Source organism: Pseudarthrobacter sp. TAF60_1, from assembly GCF_052113505.1.
In the GTDB taxonomy this organism is placed as follows: Bacteria; Actinomycetota; Actinomycetes; order Actinomycetales; family Micrococcaceae; genus Arthrobacter.
This window is the reverse complement of the sequence record NZ_JBFRDI010000009.1, coordinates 25152-42402: the sequence shown is the minus strand read 5'-3', so window position 1 is coordinate 42402 and position 17251 is coordinate 25152. Positions and strand designations below refer to the sequence as shown.

Here is a 17251-nt window from a genome sequence, read left to right as displayed (position 1 = left end):
TGTTACGATGGCAGCCAGATCCGGCCGCCACTCCTGAAAGGCTTCAATTGACTGTTGTACCCCTCCCGCTTGAGCAGAACCAGCCCGGCGACACCCTGGTCCACGGCTCCGACGGCGGCTCCGTTGTCCGGCGTTCGGTGCTGCCCGGCGGCGTGCGGGTGCTCACCGAAGCGATGCCGGGCCAGCGCTCGGCAACCATCGGGTTCTGGGTAGGGGTAGGCTCACGCGACGAGGCGCCGGGCCAGCACGGCTCCACGCACTTCCTGGAGCACCTCCTGTTCAAGGGCACCAAGCGCCGGACCGCCCTGGAAATCGCCTCGGCCTTCGATGAGGTGGGCGGGGAGTCCAACGCTGCCACGGCCAAGGAGAGCACCTGCTACTTTGCACGGGTGCTGGACACGGACCTGCCCATGGCCATCGACGTCATTGCCGACATGATCACCGGCGCGGTCCTGGATCCGGCCGAGATGGAGCAGGAACGCGACGTCATCCTGGAAGAGATCGCCATGGACAGCGATGATCCCACGGACGTGGCGCATGAAAACTTTGTTGCGGCCGTGTTGGGTACCCACCCCTTGGGCCGCCCTATCGGCGGCACTCCGGCTGCCATCCGCGCCGTCGCCCGGGACTCGGTCTGGGATCACTACCGCCGCTACTACCGCCCGGACGAGCTGGTTATCACCGCTGCCGGTGGCTTGGAGCACGACGTCGTCTGCAGCCTTGTGGTCGATGCGCTCCACTCTGCCGGTTGGTCCCTTGAGCCCGACGCCGCCCCTGTTGATCGCCGTTCCACCGAGCGCGCGGAAATCGTTGGCACTGCCGGCCTGCACGTGGTCAAGCGTGCGGTGGAGCAGGCCAATATCATCATGGGTTGTCCCACAATCGTTGCCACGGATGAGCGCCGCTACGTCATGAGCGTGCTCAACGCTGTCCTGGGCGGGGGCATGTCGTCCCGGCTGTTCCAGGAGATCCGCGAGAAGCGAGGCCTCGTGTACTCCACGTACTCCTTCGCGTCTTCCTACGCCGACGCCGGCTACTTCGGAATGTACGCGGGGTGCACACCGTCCAAGGTTCGCCAAGTGCTGGATCTGCTGGGCCGGGAGCTGGACAAGCTCGCCGAAGGCGGGATCTCCGACGACGAACTCCGCAAAGCTGTGGGCCAGCTCTGCGGCGGTATTGTCCTGGCCCTTGAGGACACCGGTTCCAGGATGTCCCGCCTGGGCCGCGCCGAGCTCGTCTCCGGCGAGTACCAGGACATCGACGAAACGCTGCGGCTCATCAAGTCGGTCACGGCCCAGGAGGTCCAGGACTTGGCCCGGGAATTGGCGGCCGCCCCGCGGACCGTCACCGTAGTCGGGCCGTTCGAGGAGTCTGAGACGTTCGGCCTCTGACCGTGATCAGCGGGGGGGTCAGCCGGCGGTGACGCTGGCCGGAGAGGTTGCTGTCCGGAAAGCCATTGTGCGGCGATAATGAAGCCATGAACCCTCCGCAGTCAGGCGCAGTGCACGCCGTGCTGGAAGACTTCCTGGGGCATTGGCGGGGAACCACGCGTTTTGCGTCGTCAGCTGGGGGGCCCGAGCGGTCTGCCGTGGCGGAAATCAGCTTCACCCGGGCGGCGGGAGGGTTCGCCGTGGTACAGAGCTACCGGCATACTGAAACAAACGGCGCTCATCTTGACGGCCACGGGGTGTTCACTGTCGATCCGGACCATAACGACGTCCTCTGGTATCACGGGGACAGCATGGGCTTGCCGCACGAAGCGCCCTCCCGGTGCACGTGGCACGGCGGTGTTCTCCGGGTGGAGCGCCACAGCGACCGGGGGACTGCGCGCCACACCTTTCGGGTGGATGAGGGAGTACTTACGCACATCGCGGAGCTGCGTCGAGGCGATTCCCCAGACTACGCGCCATTGATGAGCTCGGAGTGCCGCCGGGCCTGAGACCCAGTCAGCCCGCGTGCGGCGCCTCGACGTCCGCGCAGGCTCAGCACGTCCGCGTAGGGCTCAGCGCCCGAGCACAGCCGGGTATTGCCTCAGCGCGTGTGCAGGCTCAGCCGGGGTACCGCCTCAGCCTGCTGTTTCCAAGATTCGGGTCTGCGGTGCCCCGTGCAAGGCAGGGGAGGCGGCTGATGAGTTCCAAACCCTGGCTTGCAGATTCGCCAGCAACTGCTGGGCCTGGTTGAGTTCATTGAAGTCGAGCTCCACCACGATGTAATGGGAGTCGTTCACCGGCCGGGAAATCCTGTGGCCGACAACCCCGGACGCAGCTCGATCCACCGGATCGCGGTCGAAGGCCTGCTTCCATAGGCCAAAGTCCGTAATTCCATGCTCTATCTGAAGTGTGTACATGACTGATTCTCCTTAGCCGGACAGCAATGTTCTGGGGCTCTGCAGTTACCGGTTGTATTCCTCGGGTGGGTATTCTCACCGTAAGTGCCCGGCGATCCGTGGGCCATCCCAGAATTCTGGGGGACTGCCCGGGATGCGGGGACGCTGATGCACAGGGCGATACTGATGCACAGGGCGATAGCGATCCGCACGGCGATACTGATCCGCAGGGAGATGGAGTCGCCGGAGTGCATACTGAGGGAATGACGACCGGAACGTCCTGGAGCCGAAGCCTGGAGCGGATCCGACTCCTGGGTGATTCGATGCCGGACTCCCACGCCTTGCGTGCCGGTGTGCTGGCCGAGTTGGGCCGCGTCATGCCGTTCACTGCCTTCGTCTGGCCGCTTTCAGACCCTGTTACGGGAGCGGGAGTTTCCCCCATGGCTCGGTTTCCATACCCGGAGGATCTGCCGCAGCTGATCCGGCTGAAGTATCTGACGACCGTAGGGCGCTGGACCACGCTGGCGGGCAGGGGATCACCCGTGACGACACTGTTGGGCGAAACTGGCGGGAATCCATCGCAGAGCCTTGTCTGGGAGAGGTTGCTGAGCCGCTACGGGGTGTCGGATGTCCTGTATGCGGGCTTTTCGGACAAGTATGGCTACTGGGGCTGGCTTGATCTCTGGCGGACGACTGATCAAGGGGCTTTCGCGGCCGAAGAGGTTCGGTTCGTGGCGGCGGTAGTCCACCGAGTGACGCCGGCGCTTCGCCGGTCTGTCTCAAGGCAGTTTTCCAGACCGGGGCCAACTCCCTCGACGAAAGCCTCGCCTATGGGCGGACGTCCGAAAGCCGACTTGCCTCCACAGGGTCTCCTGACCCTAGACGAGGACATGGCAGTCGTGGGTGGAACGTCTTCTGTTGACGAATGGCTGGGGCTTCTCCAAGCTGGACCGTCGCCCTTCCAGCGTGTTCCGGCCGAGGTATTGAATGTCGCCGCCCAACTGTTGGCCCTCGAGGCGGGAGTGGATGGCCATCCCGCATGGTCCCGCGCGTATCTGGGGTCTGGCCGCTGGGCCATGCTCAGGGCCAGCCGGATGGGGCCCGCTGCATCGGGGTCCACGCCGCCGTTGGCGGTCACTATCCAGGCTTGTCCTCCTGAGGATCGGCTGGATATTTTCGCCCGGAGTTTTGGCCTGACACCACGGCAAAGGGAGTTGCTTGAGCTAGGTACAGGAGGCGTTGACACCGCTGCGATGGCGACGGCCCTCGGCATCAGCACCTACACCGTTCAGGATCAGTTCAAACAAGTATTTGATGCCTGCGGCGTTCGCAGCCGGGCAACCCTGTTGGCTATGGCCTTAGGCACGGCGCCATAAGCCGGGGGTCGGTGCACCTAGGGCAGCTCAAACTCGGAGTTGCCGTCCTTGGGATACGTCAACAATGCTCCGTCGAGGTCATCAGGACGATCGTCGTGGCCCGATGGGTCCCCCTTGGCAACCGGGGGCAGCTGTTCCGGCCAGTGGGGTGGTTCCCAATCGGGGTGTTCGCTTTGGTAGTGCCGTCCGGCGGGTGAGATCCAGCCGGGTGGTTTGTCCTTGGTCGCGCCTGTGGGTGTCCAGGCGGTGGTGTGGCGGAGGCGGTGGTGGCGGCGGCATGGCTGGCCGAGGTTGCTGATCCCGGTGGCGCCGCCTTTGGCCCAGGCGAGGACGTGGTCGGCTTCGTTGTCCAGGGACTGGTTGTTGCAGCCGGGGAACGGGCACTTCCCGTCGCGGAGCCTGAGCCACTGGCGTTGGGCTTTGGTCACCCGGTAACTGGTCCGGCCGATCTCCAGCGGCGCACCGTCACGCGGGTCGATCAGGACACGGTGGAACGACTCGGCACCATCGGCGACAAGACGCCGGGCCATCGACGGCGGGATGGGCCCGTACCCATCCAGCATCGCCGGCTCATCGGTCAGGCCCATCAGAGCGAACACCGGCACGGTCACCAGCACCTGAGCCCTCGGCGACGGCACGTCACCGGCAGTAGTCGCGGCTGTGCCGTCGGGTCGTTCCCCGGCCCAGGTATTCCCCCCAAGGAGCCACGCGGCGACGTTATCGGCGCGCAGCTGGGTGAGCGTGCGGGTCTCGTCGGGGCCCTGCATGGCGCGGGCGGCGGTGGTGGTCCGCTCCCATATCCCGGACGCGGTGTCCGCCGGCAGGTAGGCCGAGAGCCAGGCCATGCCGTCCCGGTCGGGGGAAAACAACACCCGCCGGTCCGCGACACATTTCGCATGACGCTTCTCGATGCTCGCCGGGTGGTGCCGTTCCCGCCACATCCGGGCCTTTGCACGGAACCGGCCGGGGACCAACTCACCTACTGGGCAGGCACGAACCGATCTCGGCTCGTCAGGGTCAAGAAAATGCGCCTCCAATGCCCGCGCCCCCACCGGCCCCAGGCCGCTGGTCTCATCCACCATGATCCGGGCATGCTGCCACGAAATCGACCCCGCCTCCAACGCCGACAACGTCAAAGGCAGCACCGACGTCAGCTCCCGGGCCTCTACCAACAGACCTGCGGCGGCCGGTTCCCTGACCGTCATGGCACAAGCGACCTCCGCTACGACGGCCATCTCCTGAGCTGTGTGTTCCTGCGGGGACGCAGGCGGCGGAGCGAGGGCCTCCATGGCATGCGAGTAACCCGCCGCCAGATGGACCCGCACCGCTGCCACTTGGGCATCAATCCGCGAGGCCTGGGCCAGCGCGCCCAAGAAATCATCCGCCATCGCGCGTAGCGGATCAGCATCACGATCACCGGGCTGGGCAGCGGCAGCGGCCGTTCCAGTTCCCCGCAAAGCTTCAACAAGCGCGGTGGCCGAAGCTACCAGGGCCTCCGCTGCCTCCACCGCCGCTCTGCGTTCCATACCCAAAGCATCCCAGCAGGCACCGACAAATAGCCCGTGGATTAGCGGCTATGTGGATAACCTTGAGGGCGGCCCCGCGAAAATGAACGTAGCAACAGCAAGGCTTTGCGAACCGCCGCTTCGGCCTTGGCCGGAACCTTTTATCCGCCGGCGAACGGCGGCAGCACGTCCACCACGTCGCCGGGATTTAACACAGTGGCGTGGTCGCGGACGGCCACCTCGTTGAGCAGGAAACTGCTCCGGGAGAGGATGCGCTGCAGGGGAGGAGTGCCGGCAGGCGGCTCGGCCCGTTCCACTGCGAGGACTGTCTCCAACAGATCGGCCACAGTGGCCCCGGCGGGAAGCTCGTACACTTCCTCCTCCACACCTGCAGCGGCACGCGCGGCAGCGAAGTAACGTACGTTCAAGAAAATTCAGCCTCCGATGGCGCTCATGCTGCGGTCCGGCTGGACGAAGTCCGCTGCGCCGAGCCCCGTGTGGTCCATTCCATGCGCCTTGGGCTTGACCCACATGGCGTCCTGCCAGCGTTCGGCCAAGGCTTCGTCGCTGGCCCCCTGGCGAAGAAGGCCAAGCAAATCAAACTCCTCCCGCGAGAAGAGGCAGCTCATGATCTTGCCCTCGGCGGTAATCCGGGTGCGCCTGCAGTCAGCGCAGAACGGCTCCGTAACAGAGGCGATGATCCCCACGGTGCCCAGCACCGGAGCATCTGTATCCAGCACCGGACCCTCAGCGCCTAAGGCAGCCCCATCGGCGCCGAAGCCAGACCCGGCCTCCCGCCGTCGTACTTCAAAGCGCTCGGCAGGGGCGCCGTCGCGGGCGCGCGGGTCCGGGCTCAGGATATAGTCCACGGAAAGCAGGGAACGGATTTCCGTGGCTGTGATCATGTTCCGGCGGGTCCAGCCATGGTCGGCGTCCAGCGGCATCTGCTCGATAAACCGGAGTTCGTAGCCACGGTCCAGGGCCCAGGCGAGCAGGGCCGGGGACTCGGCGTCGTTGATGCCCCGCATCAGCACGGCATTGAGCTTGACGGGCCCCAGACCGGCCGCCCACGCGGCATCGACCCCCGCGAGCACACGGTCCAGGAACGGCCGGCGCGTGAGCTTGGCGAAGGTCTCTTCGTGCAGCGAATCCAGCGACACGTTGATGCGCGTGAGACCCGCAGCCTTGAGCGCGGCAGCCTTCTTGTCCAGCCCAACACCGTTGGTAGTCATGGAGATCGGGAGATCCGGATGATTGCTGCGGAGCGCGGCGATGATATCCACCAGGTCCGCCCTGACCAGGGGCTCCCCGCCAGTCAGGCGAAGTTCCCGCACACCCAGCAGTTCCACGCCGATCCGGACGATTCGCACGATCTCTTCCGCAGTCATCACCGCCTGCTTGGCAAGCCACTCAAGGCCCTCGGCCGGCATGCAGTATGTACAGCGAAGATTGCACTTGTCCGTCAGAGACAGCCGCATGTCGGTGGCGCGGCGGCCAAACCGGTCGGCGAGCCCCGCGGGCGCGTCCGCCGGCCGGGCAGGAGGCAGGGCAGGACCAGCACCGTCCCGGGGTTGCGGCATGCCTAGCTGAACGCTCATGAATTCAGGCTACGCCACGTTTGCCCCGGCGCATCACGCCCGTGACGCCCGGGACCGGGCGCAACGTCCGGTCCGGCACCTGCCTCCAGCCGATATGCGGCAAAGCCCGGTGCCGACAAGCTGCCGCGAACCTATGCTGGAGGCATGGACAGGTCCCAGCCCGTGGAGCAAACGGCCGACGACGGCGCGAGCCCCGGAATGCGGCCCGTTAGCCCGCGTGCCGCTCAAGGCAGCAGCCGCTGGGCCGCCACGGCGGGGATAGTTTCAGCGGTCGCGGCGGTGGTGGCCGGCGAGCTCCTGGCCGGAATGCTGAGTCCCTCCCTGTCACCGCTGACGGCGGTGGGCGGGGCCTTGATCGACGCGCTGCCGCCGGGCGTGAAGGAGTGGGCTGTTGGCCTGTTTGGCACGGCCGACAAGACAGTATTCGTGGCAGGCATGCTCCTCGTGATTGCAGCTGTCGGGGCTTTCGCCGGAATCCTGGAGCAGCGAAGGCGTTTCGCCGGCGCGGCCGTGATTTCCGTCTTTGGGCTGGTTGGGCTCGCAGCCGTCCTGACCCGCGCGCAGCTGACCCCCGGGGCCGTTCCGGTCCCTCTGGCCGCAGCGGTTGCTGGCGTACTCCTGTTGCGGTTCCTCATCCGCCGGCTCAAGGAAGATACTCCAGCCGACTCGGCCCCAGAGATAAAGCACGGAACTGGGCGGCGCACGTTCCTGCAGGTCCTGGCAACCGCTGCTGGCGTGACGGCTGTGGGCGGGATAGTTGCCGGAGTCTGGCGGGGCGCGGCCGCGGGCATCAGTACCGCCCGCGAGAAATTGAAGCTGCCCGCCGCAGCATCAGGGGCACCTGCGATTCCGGCGGGCGCTGAAGTAAGCCTTGACGGCATGCAGCCCCTGGTCACACCGAACAGGGATTTCTACCGGATCGACACCGCCCTGATCGTCCCGGGCGTTGACCCCGATACCTGGACACTCAGGGTGACGGGGATGGTGGACCAGGAGATCCAACTGAACCTGGCCGACCTGCTGGCCAAACCGCTGATTGAACGGCACATCACCATCGCCTGCGTGTCCAATGAAGTGGGTGGGGACCTGATCGGCAACGCCCGCTGGCTAGGGTGGCCGGTGCGGGAACTGCTCGCCATGGCACGCCCGCAGGCCGGTGCAGACATGGTGTTGTCACGAAGCTCCGACGGCTGGACGGCAGGCACTCCGCTGGAGGTCCTCACCGATACCAGGGACGCCCTGCTCGCCGTAGGTATGAACGGCGAACCGCTGCCGCTCGAGCATGGCTTCCCCGTGCGGATGATAGTGCCCGGCCTCTACGGCTACGTGTCCGCCACTAAATGGCTCACGGAACTCCGCCTCACCAAATTCGCCAACGACGAAGGCTATTGGACGCCCCGCGGCTGGTCCGAGCGCGGCCCCATCAAGACGGCGTCCCGGATCGATGCGCCGCGCAGCGGCAGGGGAGTCAGGTCGGGCCGGGTGATGTTCGGCGGCGTGGCCTGGTCGCAGCACACCGGCATCGGCAAGGTGGAGTTGCGCGTCAACGGCGGACCGTGGCAGCAGGCCGACCTCGCCCCCGGAATCTCCTTGGATACGTGGTACCAATGGCAGCTGGGCATGCAGTTGACGCCGGGCCAGTACGAAGTCCAGGTCCGCGCCACGGACCTCAACGGTGATCCGCAGGCTGAGGAGCGCCGGCCGGTTGCGCCGGACGGAGCCACCGGCTTCCACACCATTAGAGTTGACGTGAATCCATGACGGCGTCCACCGAAGGCAGGACCATGCACAGCCCTCCGCACCACCACGGCGCTGCTCCGCACACGGCGCGGTCCGTGGCCGAGCATCGTGCCGCCGTCGCCCAACTGCTCGCGCCCCTGCTGACCGAAGCGCGGGCGGAAACGCTGGAGTTACGGGACGCTCTGGGGAAGGGCCTGGCCCGGGACATTACGGCGCCCTTAAGCCTTCCGCCGTTCGCGAACTCCCAAATGGACGGCTTCGCCATCAACAGTGCGGACCTGCCCGACGGCGGTGCGGAGCTCAGGGTGGTTGATCCCGTCCCGGCAGGTGCCACCCCCGTTCCCCTTGAGCGCGGCACAGCCGCCCCCATCATGACGGGGGCCATGATTCCTGCCGGGGCCGACGCCGTCGTGCCCGTGGAACGTGCGGTTCCGGACAGGTTTCCCGTCCCCGGAGTGGCAAGCGCCGTGTGGCTGCCCGCTACGGCGGAAGGCACTTTTGTCCGCGCGGTCGGCAGTGATATTGCGGCGGGGGAGCGGGCGCTGGCAGCCGGAGCATATTTGGGGCCGGCGCAGCTTGGACTGTTGGCGGCCCTGGGCATCGGGGAGGTGACGGTGCACCGGACAGTGACGGTGCTGTTGGCCACCACCGGGGACGAAGTGGTGGAGCCTGGCCAACCCCTGCCGGCAGGAAAGATCTACGACTCCAATGGCACACTCCTCGAAAGTGCCATGCGCCAGGCGGGCTTGGCCGTGGTGCGCACCGCCATCGCTTCTGACCGGCCGGAAGAACTTCGGGCCCTGCTAAGCAGCCACCTGGGAGCCGTGGACCTGATTGTTACCACCGGCGGGGTCAGTAAGGGGGCCTACGAAGTGGTTCGGCAGGCGATGGACGGCCAAACAACCGAGTTCGTGCACGTCGCCATGCAGCCGGGTGGCCCGCAGGGGATCGGGACGTTCGACGGCGTGCCGTTCCTGGGATTCCCTGGTAACCCCGTGAGCTGCCTCGTGTCCTTTGAGATGTTCCTGCGGCCGGTGCTCTCCGAAATGTTTGGCTCGCCCGCACCCCGGACCGCAATTCCGGCGCGGCTGGCTCATGGCCTCACATCGCCGGAACACAAACACCAGGTCCGCCGGGGAAGCTTCGATCGTGGCGGCACTGTGCGCCTGGAAGGGGGCGACAGCTCCCATCTCATGCATGCGCTGGCCGGGTCCAACGCGCTGGTTCATGTCCCGGCGGGGGTCTCGGCGCTCGCCGAGGGTGACGAGGTGGAAGTATGGATGCTGTGAATCCAGAACAAAGCCCTTCGGCACTGACCCACCTGCGCCAGGATGGCAGCGCCCAGATGGTGGACGTGTCGAATAAGGCCGAAACCACCCGGGTGGCCACCGCTACCGCCACCGTCCGGACAACGCGCGAAGTGCTGGGCCTGCTCGGCTCCGGCGGACTGCCCAAGGGTGACGCCCTGGCTGTCGCCCGCGTGGCTGGGATCATGGCGGCCAAGAAGACGCCGGACCTCATTCCGCTCTGCCATCCGCTGCCGCTCTCCAAAGTCACCGTCGACTTTGAGCTGGGGACGGAGTCCGTGGCTATCCTTGCCACGGTCAAGACGCGCGGCGTTACCGGAGTGGAAATGGAAGCGCTCACGGCGGCGTCCGTGGCGGCCCTCAGCGTGTACGACATGATCAAGGCCGTCGATAAGCACGCGGTACTGACCGACATCAAAGTGCTGGCGAAAAGCGGCGGCAAGAGCGGGGACTGGACACTATGAGCGGAACCACCGAAAACACGTTCCTGCCCGAGCCACATACGCCGGAGCCGCACGCGCATGGGAACCATACCCACGGCGAGGTACAGGGCCGGAAGGCGGGGGTTGTCATTGCCTCCACCCGGGCCGCGGCCGGAATTTACGAGGACGAGACCGGCCCCGTGATCATCGATTGGCTGACCGAACACGGCTTCGAGGCCTATCCCGCCATGGTGGTGCCCGACGGCGAGCCCGTTGGTGCGGCGATCCGGGCGCTCCTCACCCAGCACCCCGCCGTCGTCATCACCAGCGGAGGGACCGGGCTCAGCCCGGACGACCGGACCCCTGATGTGACACTTCCCCTGCTGGACCGGGAGATCCCCGGAATTATGGAGGCCATCAGGCGTGCCGGGGCGGCCAAAACGCCGCTTGCCGTGCTGAGCCGGGGCTACGCCGGAGCTGCCGGCCGCACGTTCATCATCAACCTGCCCGGTTCACCCAAGGGAGTCATGGACGGGCTTGCCGTCCTCGATCCCGTGATCGGGCACCTTTGCGACCAGTTGGAGGGCCGGAATGGGCACTGAATCAGTTTTTGAAATTGTCCACGCCGTCTTGAGCGCGGAGCCGATCTCCGTGGAAAAGGCCATCGCCGCCGTCGAGTCGGACACCGCCGGCGCGGTGGTCAGCTTCAGCGGGGTGGTAAGGAATCACGACGGCGGCAAGGCAGTCGAGCGTCTCAGCTACAGCGCGCACCCCACGGCGCACCAGGTGATGGCTGACGTCGTCGCCCGGCTGGTTGCCGAGCACGCAGACGGCAAATCCGGCACGCAACCTGTCCGGATCTGGGCCGCGCACCGCGTCGGCATGCTGGAAATCGGTGATCCTGCACTGGTATGCGCGGTCTCTGCCGCCCACCGGGGCCAGGCGTTCGCCGTGTGCGCCGAACTGGTGGACCGGATCAAGGACCAGGTTCCCATTTGGAAGGAACAGTTCTTCACCGACGGCACCGTGGAATGGGTCGGCGCGGGCAGCTGACTATGGCGGGCACGTGCTGCTGGCACTAACCGCCGGCCGCTTCCGCGCGGGACCCGACGCATGCGAGGTAACGCACGCCCGCAGGTTCCGTCCCGTACCGGGCCCGACGGTAGGGTTAATGGCATGACCGAACAACACCCCGCCGTCAGCCGTGTGGCTGTCCTTGGCGCCAACGGGCGCATGGGCGCCGAAGCCGTCAAGGCTGTCGAAGCCGCCGCCGATATGCAGCTCGTAGCCGCCCTGGGGCGCGGCGATTCGCTGGATCAACTGGCAACCTCCGGAGCCGAATTCGTGGTGGACCTCACCGTTCCCGAGAGCACCGAAGCGAACGTAAGGTACGCCGTCGAGCACGGTATGCACGCCGTGGTGGGAACCACCGGGTGGGATGCCGCCCGGCTCGCCGCCTTGGAAGCCCTGCTCGCCGAGCACCCGGAGACGGGCGTGCTGATCGCGCCCAACTTTGCCCTCGGTTCGGTGCTTGCCTCGGCGTTCGCCGCCAAGGCCGCCCAGTACTTTGAATCCGTGGAAATCATCGAACTGCACCACCCGGACAAGGTGGATGCGCCCTCCGGAACCGCCGTCCGCACCGCCCAGCTCATCGCTGCGGAACGCGCAGCGGCAAACGTGCCGGCCAGCCCTGACGCAACCACCAGCGAACTCGCCGGCGCCCGTGGCTGCGACGTGGACGGAGTGCGCGTCCACAGTGTCAGGCTTCGCGGACTCGTGGCACACCAGGAAGTCCTGCTCGGCGGGCCGGGGGAGCAGCTGACGTTCCGGCACGACTCCTTTGACCGCGCCTCCTTCATGCCCGGTGTGCTGCTCGGCGTCCGCAAGGTCGCGGCGAACCCGGGACTGACGGTGGGCCTGGACGGCTACCTGGACCTGGGGCTCTAGGCCGTGGGCGCTTTCCTCATCGCGTTCCGGAAGAACCGCACCAAGATTTGGGTGGGTGCCGTTACGCTGCTGCTGGTCTTTTACCTGGTGGTGTCCTTCCAGCGCTCCATATTGCTGCTCACGGACAACAACCTTGCGGCCAAAGCCATCGGCGCCGCGTACCTGGTGCTGCCGATCGTCGGTGCCTGGGCGCTGATCCGGGAGCTCATGTTCGGTGCCCGCACTGAAAAGATGGCCCGCATTCTGGAAGCCGAGGGCGGACTGCCCGTGGACGATCTCCCGCGCACCCCTGCTGGCCGGATCATCCGGGCTGCAGCTGACCAGGAGTTTGAGAAGTACAAGGCCGAAGCTGAAGCCGCACCCGAGGACTGGCGCTCCTGGTTCCGCCTGAGCTGCGCCTACGACGCCGCCGGGGACCGCAAGCGCGCCCGTGCCTCAATGCGGGACGCCGGCCGTCTCTTCCGCGACAACGCTCCGGCCTAACCGGGGCCGATCCGTCCGCTGCGGCCACGCTGGTTGGCCGCGTGGCCCAGCCATTCGAGCGGCCCGCGCCTCTTGAGGAGTACAAAAACGATGCCCACCGTGATGGCTGTCGCGGCGTGCGCAAAGTACATGCCGTCCTCCGTCCAGCCGGCCGGCAGGGGCTTCAGGTAGAACCCGGACACCACCCAGACGTGCGCCGAGTAGAGCGTCAGCGTCATGGCGCCTGCAGCACGCAGCGGGAGCAAGAGGTCCAGGTCCAGCCAGTCCGCCAGCCTGCCGAGCAGGAGGCACGCGCCCACCACCGCTGCGGCCACCCCTGAGGTGTGCGCAAGGTCCAGGGTGGTGGCGGAATGCGGCGCAGCGGACGCCAACCACCACCACGAGCCTTCCTGCCGGATTCCGGTGAGGTTGACCCGGAGCACGCTATCGAGAGGATAGTCCGGGGCGTTCAGCACTTGCACCAGCGCTGCGCGACCACCCCAGCTCTCCATGGCGGCAGTACCCAAGGCCTTGGCCAGGGCGGCCACTGCTGTACCGACGGTCAGCAGCAGGATCGGAACCAGCACCGTTGTCAGTGCCAGCCGGCCAATCACCAGGCCAACCAGCAAATAGGCCAACCACTGGAAGACAGGGTAGTAGCCGGTCAGGAACAGGTCGCCCAGGAGGGGGAGGGGCGTTGACAGGTCCTCCCAGGACGGGTTCCGGCCCAGGTGCAGGGGCGGGGTGGCTGCCATCAGCCAGGGGCGGAGCAGGTACGCGAGCACCGGTGACAGCAGGATCCAGCCGACGGCCCACGCACAGAGCACTTTAAGCCTCAGTCCCAGGAACGGCAGGACGCACAGAAACAGCAGGGCATAGTGGACCAGGATGATGGCAACGTTGACTTCCAAGCCGCCCAGGGAAAGTCCGACGGCGGCAATCACGAGTGCACGCAGGGCGACGCCGCGGCGGGCAGCGGTGAGGGCAGCTCCTTCCGGCGGCACCTGCTTGCCGGTTGACAGTGCCAGTCCGACTCCCGCCAGCACAGCGAACAGGGCCGCTGACCGGCCAGAGAAAGTCAGGCCGATCCAGGTGGGAGTCAGGTCCGCGTTGGCTTCGAACGTGGGCAGCAGATGCGTGGCCATCATGCCCAGGAGGGCGAGCCCCCTGGCCGCGTCGATTCCACGGAGGCGGCTGGCGGGGGAGGAAGGTCGGGGCGCCCGGGAGGGTCTTGCTGTGGCTCGGGACGTCATGAGGCGATGGTCTCACACCCATCTGCCCAGCCCCAGTCAACAGGTCCCCAACATGCTGGGCCGGCGGGAATATCGGTAGCGGGTGGCTTTTGGGCCGCAGCGAAGCCGGTCTCCGACGGCAGCAGCTGTTCCCTGCCAGGTTCAGCTCTCCCGCACGGGACTAGATCACCGTGAGCTGGGTGTACATGCCGGCGGCGTAGTGGCCGGGGAGGTTGCAGACCAGTTCATAGCGCCCTGGCGGCAGCGTGATGGTGACCCAGCCTGAGACACCGGGCAGGATTCCTTGCCCGGCGCCGTCGGCGCAGGTGTTGGACGCTTCCCCTAGGCTGGCCGTCTCCTCGATTTTGGCGTCCCCGCCAATCGGGCGGGTGCCAGGGATCTGGTTGTCAGGAAGGGGAAGGATCACCAGTTCATGCCTAACGCTGCCCGCGTTGGTTACCAGGAAAGACACAGTGCCGTGTGCCACCGTGCTTCGGTCTGCCGCCATCCGCATGGCGCCGCCCATCATGCCGTTGGGCCGGCGCATCATGGGCCCGGCCATGTCCGTCAATGAAACGCCGACGACTTGCCCGGGGAGATCCGGAACCACGCACCGGGTCCGGGACAGAAAACCGCCACCCCCGGGGTTCAGCAGACTGCCCACGATGCCGACCGCCACGAGGGAGAGTGCGGTCAGAAGAATCACGGAGGTAGTCCCGAGGATGACCTGCCCGCGGCGGGAAGGGGTCTTCATTCCTGGCGCCTGAGCGCCGCCCGCTTGGCTGTGAACTCCTGTTCGTCGATTTCCCCGCGGGCGAAACGCTCACCGAGAATACGCTCGGCCTCCTGGTGCGGCGGCTGCGGTGCGGCTGGTCTCTCACCCGCATGGGGACGCCGGACCAGGAGCACAACGACGGTTACCACTCCACCCCAGAAAATCAGCATCAACAGAGCCATGGCCACCCACGCCCCGATACCCCAGCCATTCCCGTACCAGCCACCCATCATGATCAGACCTCCTCTTGCGAAGCTACGTTCATGCCGCCTCCCGGAACAGGGCATAAGGGCCCGGCGGGTGCGCATGCCGCTACCCCGCCACCGCTTGTATTCGAATATATGTTCGAATAACATGAACGTTATGCACACTCCATTCGAGCCGCAGCAGTTCCCGAAACCTCCAGCCGCTGGCGGACGCGAGGGGTCCGCACCTGACACCGGCACCGCGGTGCAGCCGGCCGGGCTAATGAAGGCCATGAGCCCGGGGGTGGTTGACTTCCTCTTCCGCCAACTGGTGGCGGGCCGGTCGGCGGAGGACATCCAGTGGCACCAGGAAGGCATAGCCCTCACAGCACAGCCGCCGGGAGCCGAACTGGCGCGCCGGCTGGGCGAAACGGACCTTGACGCGCTCACGCCTACGGAGCTGTTTCACTACGTCCGGTCCGCCCAGCGGCTGGCAGCCTGGGCAGAAGGATTGCGGGAGGCCGCAGTCCAGAGGTACTGCCATCCGGGCGACGTGCCGGATGCAAAGCTGCCTGGTGCGCCACGGCAGGGTGGTTGCCTAGGATGAAAGGGTGACCGAGGCCCTGACAGTATCCGCCATCCAATACCAGGCACTGACGGGCGGGATCGTGCCGAATGTTGAGGAACACGTCCGGCTGATCGAAGACGCCGAATCCCACGGCGCGAGGCTGGTGATCTTCCCGGAAATGTCGTTGACCGGTTACGACCTGGCTTTGCTGTCTGCTGATGAGGCCTGGCTCCGGCTGGACGATCCGCGGCTGGGCGACCTCCGTGAAATCTGCCGCAGGACAGGAATTACTGCCGTTGCCGGGGCTGCCCATCGGGAGCCTGACGGCACGCACCGGCTGGCGACCCTTGCCATCCACCCGGGCGGTTCCATCGATTTCGGGTTCACGACCCACCTCCGCGGGCCGGAACAGGCCCTCTTCACCGCAGGCGACGGCGCCCTTCTCCTTGAATTGGACGGCTGGCGCATAGCACTGGCTATCGGAGCCGATGCGTCGGTCCCCGCCCACTCCACCGAGGCGGCGATGACAGGCGCCGACATCTATGCGGTGTCGGCGGTCTACACGGTGGAGGAGGAGCGGCGGCTTGCCCTGCACCTCGGTGCCAGGGCCATGGACCAACGGATGTTTGGCGTGCTGGCGAACCTGGGCGGGGCCACGCCGCTGGGGCATTCCTGCGGGCTTAGCGGATTCTGGGGGCCTGATGGCCACCGGATGGAACACGCGGTTGGAACCGGCACCGAAGTCATCACGGCGGTCCTGCAGCGAGGCGCTTTGGGCAAATTCCGCTGATGAGGGCAGCTATTTGACGCGTATCACCCCTCTGCCATTGTCCTAACCGGCGGCTGACAGGGTAACGTTTTTTCCATGCCTCACAATTCCTCCACCATCCCTGCCCTTGGTACGCTCCTCACCGCCATGGTCACGCCCTTCACCAAGGACGGTGCCGTGGACTACCGGCAGGCGGCGGAGCTGGCCACCAAGCTCGTGGATGATGGTTGCGACGGACTCGTGGTCACCGGCACCACAGGGGAAACCTCCACCCTTTCGGACGAAGAAAACCTTGGCATGTTCCGCGCCGTCAAGGAAGCTGTGGGGGACCGTGCCGCCATCATTGCCGGTACCGGAACCAACGACACCGCACACTCCGTGCACCTCTCCCAGCAGGCGGCCGCCCTCGGCGTCGATGGCCTCCTGCTCGTCACGCCCTACTACAACAAGCCCAGCCAGGCCGGCGTCCGTGCGCACTTCGAGACCGTTGCGTCATCCACGGACGTGCCGGTCATGCTTTATGACATTCCGGGCCGCTCCTCCATTCCCATCGAGCCCGAAACCATGATTCGTCTTGCCCAGCACCCGAACATTGTTGCCGTCAAGGATGCCAAAGCAGATTTCATGGCGGCCAGCCGCGTGATGGCAGAGACGGACCTGTATTTCTATTCGGGAGATGACGGGCTGACCCTGCCCTGGATGTCCCTGGGCGCTGTCGGCCTGGTGGGCGTGACAACCCACATCGCTACCCGCCGCTTCCGCGAACTGATCGACGCCGTCAACGCCAACGATCAGGAAACCGCCCGCAAGATCAACTTCGAGCTGCTGCCCGTGGTCCGGGCAACGATGACCCGCGTCCAGGGAGCCGTTGCAGCCAAACAAATTCTTAAATGGCAGGGAGTCCTGCCCAACTCGATTGTCCGTTTGCCCCTCGTGGAGCCGGACGAAGCCGAGATCGAAACCATCCGCGAGGACTTGGCGGAAGCGGGGCTGGTCTTTTCCTGAGGGCTAAGACCGGCACCCTTCCGCCTGGAAAGTA

The 17251-nt window shown here is 66.2% G+C and carries 20 protein-coding genes; 13 read left to right on the top strand and 7 right to left on the bottom strand.

Features of this window, described 5'->3' with window-relative positions; all coding sequences use genetic code 11:
• The first annotated feature begins 47 nt into the window (after nt 1–47).
• Together AB4Y73_RS11960 and AB4Y73_RS11955 are read left to right on the top strand one after the other, a co-directional pair.
• Nucleotides 48–1391 (top strand): M16 family metallopeptidase, encoded by a 1344-nt coding sequence (locus AB4Y73_RS11960; protein ID WP_441871802.1) that lies wholly within the window; start codon nt 48–50, stop codon nt 1389–1391.
• 86 nt (nt 1392–1477) lie between these two features.
• Entirely contained in the window at nt 1478–1939 is a 462-nt protein-coding gene (locus AB4Y73_RS11955) for a DUF1579 domain-containing protein (RefSeq protein ID WP_441871800.1), read from the top strand.
• Between the two features lie 126 nt (nt 1940–2065).
• Here AB4Y73_RS11955 and AB4Y73_RS11950 read toward each other — a convergent pair whose 3' ends face one another.
• The gene (locus tag AB4Y73_RS11950; RefSeq protein ID WP_441871798.1) at nt 2066–2347 is read right to left on the bottom strand and encodes a hypothetical protein; all 282 of its coding nucleotides are present in this window, start codon (nt 2345–2347) and stop codon (nt 2066–2068) included.
• Between the two features lie 242 nt (nt 2348–2589).
• Here AB4Y73_RS11950 and AB4Y73_RS11945 point away from each other — a divergent pair, with 242 nt between their 5' ends.
• Nucleotides 2590–3702 (top strand): helix-turn-helix transcriptional regulator, encoded by a 1113-nt coding sequence (locus tag AB4Y73_RS11945; protein WP_441871796.1) that lies wholly within the window; start codon nt 2590–2592, stop codon nt 3700–3702.
• Nucleotides 3703–3719: 17 nt separating this feature from the next.
• Here the strand turns inward: AB4Y73_RS11945 and AB4Y73_RS11940 are convergent, their stop codons facing one another.
• The 3 genes from AB4Y73_RS11940 to moaA all read right to left on the bottom strand — a co-directional run bounded on the left by AB4Y73_RS11940 (nt 3720) and on the right by moaA (nt 6805).
• Complete coding sequence (locus AB4Y73_RS11940) at nt 3720–5228, bottom strand: DUF222 domain-containing protein (protein ID WP_441871794.1); 1509 nt, start codon at nt 5226–5228, stop codon at nt 3720–3722.
• Between the two features lie 140 nt (nt 5229–5368).
• Nucleotides 5369–5635 (bottom strand): MoaD/ThiS family protein, encoded by a 267-nt coding sequence (locus tag AB4Y73_RS11935; RefSeq protein WP_441871792.1) that lies wholly within the window; start codon nt 5633–5635, stop codon nt 5369–5371.
• 6 nt (nt 5636–5641) lie between these two features.
• Entirely contained in the window at nt 5642–6805 is a 1164-nt protein-coding gene (gene moaA, locus AB4Y73_RS11930; RefSeq protein WP_441871790.1) for a GTP 3',8-cyclase MoaA, read from the bottom strand.
• A gap of 198 nt (nt 6806–7003) precedes the next feature.
• On the opposite strand from moaA, the gene AB4Y73_RS11925 reads away from it, so the two are divergent.
• The 7 genes from AB4Y73_RS11925 (at nt 7004) to AB4Y73_RS11895 (ending at nt 12704) form a co-directional block, all read left to right on the top strand.
• Entirely contained in the window at nt 7004–8566 is a 1563-nt protein-coding gene (locus AB4Y73_RS11925) for a molybdopterin-dependent oxidoreductase (RefSeq protein WP_441872017.1), read from the top strand.
• Nucleotides 8567–8589: 23 nt separating this feature from the next.
• On the top strand, nt 8590–9834 hold the full coding sequence (locus AB4Y73_RS11920) for a molybdopterin molybdotransferase MoeA (protein WP_441872015.1): 1245 nt from the start codon (nt 8590–8592) through the stop codon (nt 9832–9834).
• On the top strand, nt 9822–10316 hold the full coding sequence (gene moaC, locus AB4Y73_RS11915; RefSeq protein WP_441871788.1) for a cyclic pyranopterin monophosphate synthase MoaC: 495 nt from the start codon (nt 9822–9824) through the stop codon (nt 10314–10316). Before AB4Y73_RS11920 ends, moaC begins: the two co-directional genes overlap by 13 nt.
• The gene (locus AB4Y73_RS11910) at nt 10313–10876 is read left to right on the top strand and encodes a MogA/MoaB family molybdenum cofactor biosynthesis protein (protein WP_441871787.1); all 564 of its coding nucleotides are present in this window, start codon (nt 10313–10315) and stop codon (nt 10874–10876) included. The genes moaC and AB4Y73_RS11910 overlap by 4 nt, the downstream gene beginning before the upstream one ends.
• Nucleotides 10866–11327: a molybdenum cofactor biosynthesis protein MoaE gene (locus tag AB4Y73_RS11905; RefSeq protein ID WP_441871785.1), complete on the top strand. Its 462-nt coding sequence runs from the start codon at nt 10866–10868 to the stop codon at nt 11325–11327. The genes AB4Y73_RS11910 and AB4Y73_RS11905 overlap by 11 nt, the downstream gene beginning before the upstream one ends.
• Before the next feature lie 123 nt (nt 11328–11450).
• A complete protein-coding gene (gene dapB, locus AB4Y73_RS11900; RefSeq protein WP_441871783.1) occupies nt 11451–12221 on the top strand; it encodes a 4-hydroxy-tetrahydrodipicolinate reductase in 771 nt (256 codons plus the stop codon).
• A 3-nt stretch (nt 12222–12224) separates the two neighbouring features.
• Nucleotides 12225–12704, top strand: a complete 480-nt coding sequence (locus AB4Y73_RS11895) for a hypothetical protein (RefSeq protein WP_441871781.1) — start codon at nt 12225–12227, stop codon at nt 12702–12704.
• Here AB4Y73_RS11895 and AB4Y73_RS11890 read toward each other — a convergent pair.
• The 3 genes from AB4Y73_RS11890 to AB4Y73_RS11880 form a co-directional block, all read right to left on the bottom strand.
• On the bottom strand, nt 12701–13936 hold the full coding sequence (locus AB4Y73_RS11890; protein WP_441871779.1) for a heparan-alpha-glucosaminide N-acetyltransferase domain-containing protein: 1236 nt from the start codon (nt 13934–13936) through the stop codon (nt 12701–12703). The genes AB4Y73_RS11895 and AB4Y73_RS11890 overlap by 4 nt on opposite strands.
• A 160-nt stretch (nt 13937–14096) precedes the next feature.
• Nucleotides 14097–14669: a sulfocyanin-like copper-binding protein gene (locus AB4Y73_RS11885; RefSeq protein WP_441871777.1), complete on the bottom strand. Its 573-nt coding sequence runs from the start codon at nt 14667–14669 to the stop codon at nt 14097–14099.
• Complete coding sequence (locus AB4Y73_RS11880) at nt 14666–14923, bottom strand: SHOCT domain-containing protein (protein WP_441871775.1); 258 nt, start codon at nt 14921–14923, stop codon at nt 14666–14668. Before AB4Y73_RS11880 ends, AB4Y73_RS11885 begins: the two co-directional genes overlap by 4 nt.
• Before the next feature lie 130 nt (nt 14924–15053).
• Here AB4Y73_RS11880 and AB4Y73_RS11875 point away from each other — a divergent pair, with 130 nt between their 5' ends.
• The 3 genes from AB4Y73_RS11875 to dapA all read left to right on the top strand — a co-directional run bounded on the left by AB4Y73_RS11875 (nt 15054) and on the right by dapA (nt 17217).
• Entirely contained in the window at nt 15054–15482 is a 429-nt protein-coding gene (locus AB4Y73_RS11875) for a hypothetical protein (RefSeq protein ID WP_441871773.1), read from the top strand.
• 4 nt (nt 15483–15486) lie between these two features.
• Nucleotides 15487–16233: a carbon-nitrogen hydrolase family protein gene (locus AB4Y73_RS11870; protein WP_441871770.1), complete on the top strand. Its 747-nt coding sequence runs from the start codon at nt 15487–15489 to the stop codon at nt 16231–16233.
• A 75-nt stretch (nt 16234–16308) separates the two neighbouring features.
• Complete coding sequence (dapA, locus tag AB4Y73_RS11865; protein ID WP_441871768.1) at nt 16309–17217, top strand: 4-hydroxy-tetrahydrodipicolinate synthase; 909 nt, start codon at nt 16309–16311, stop codon at nt 17215–17217.
• Nucleotides 17218–17251: the final 34 nt, after the last annotated feature.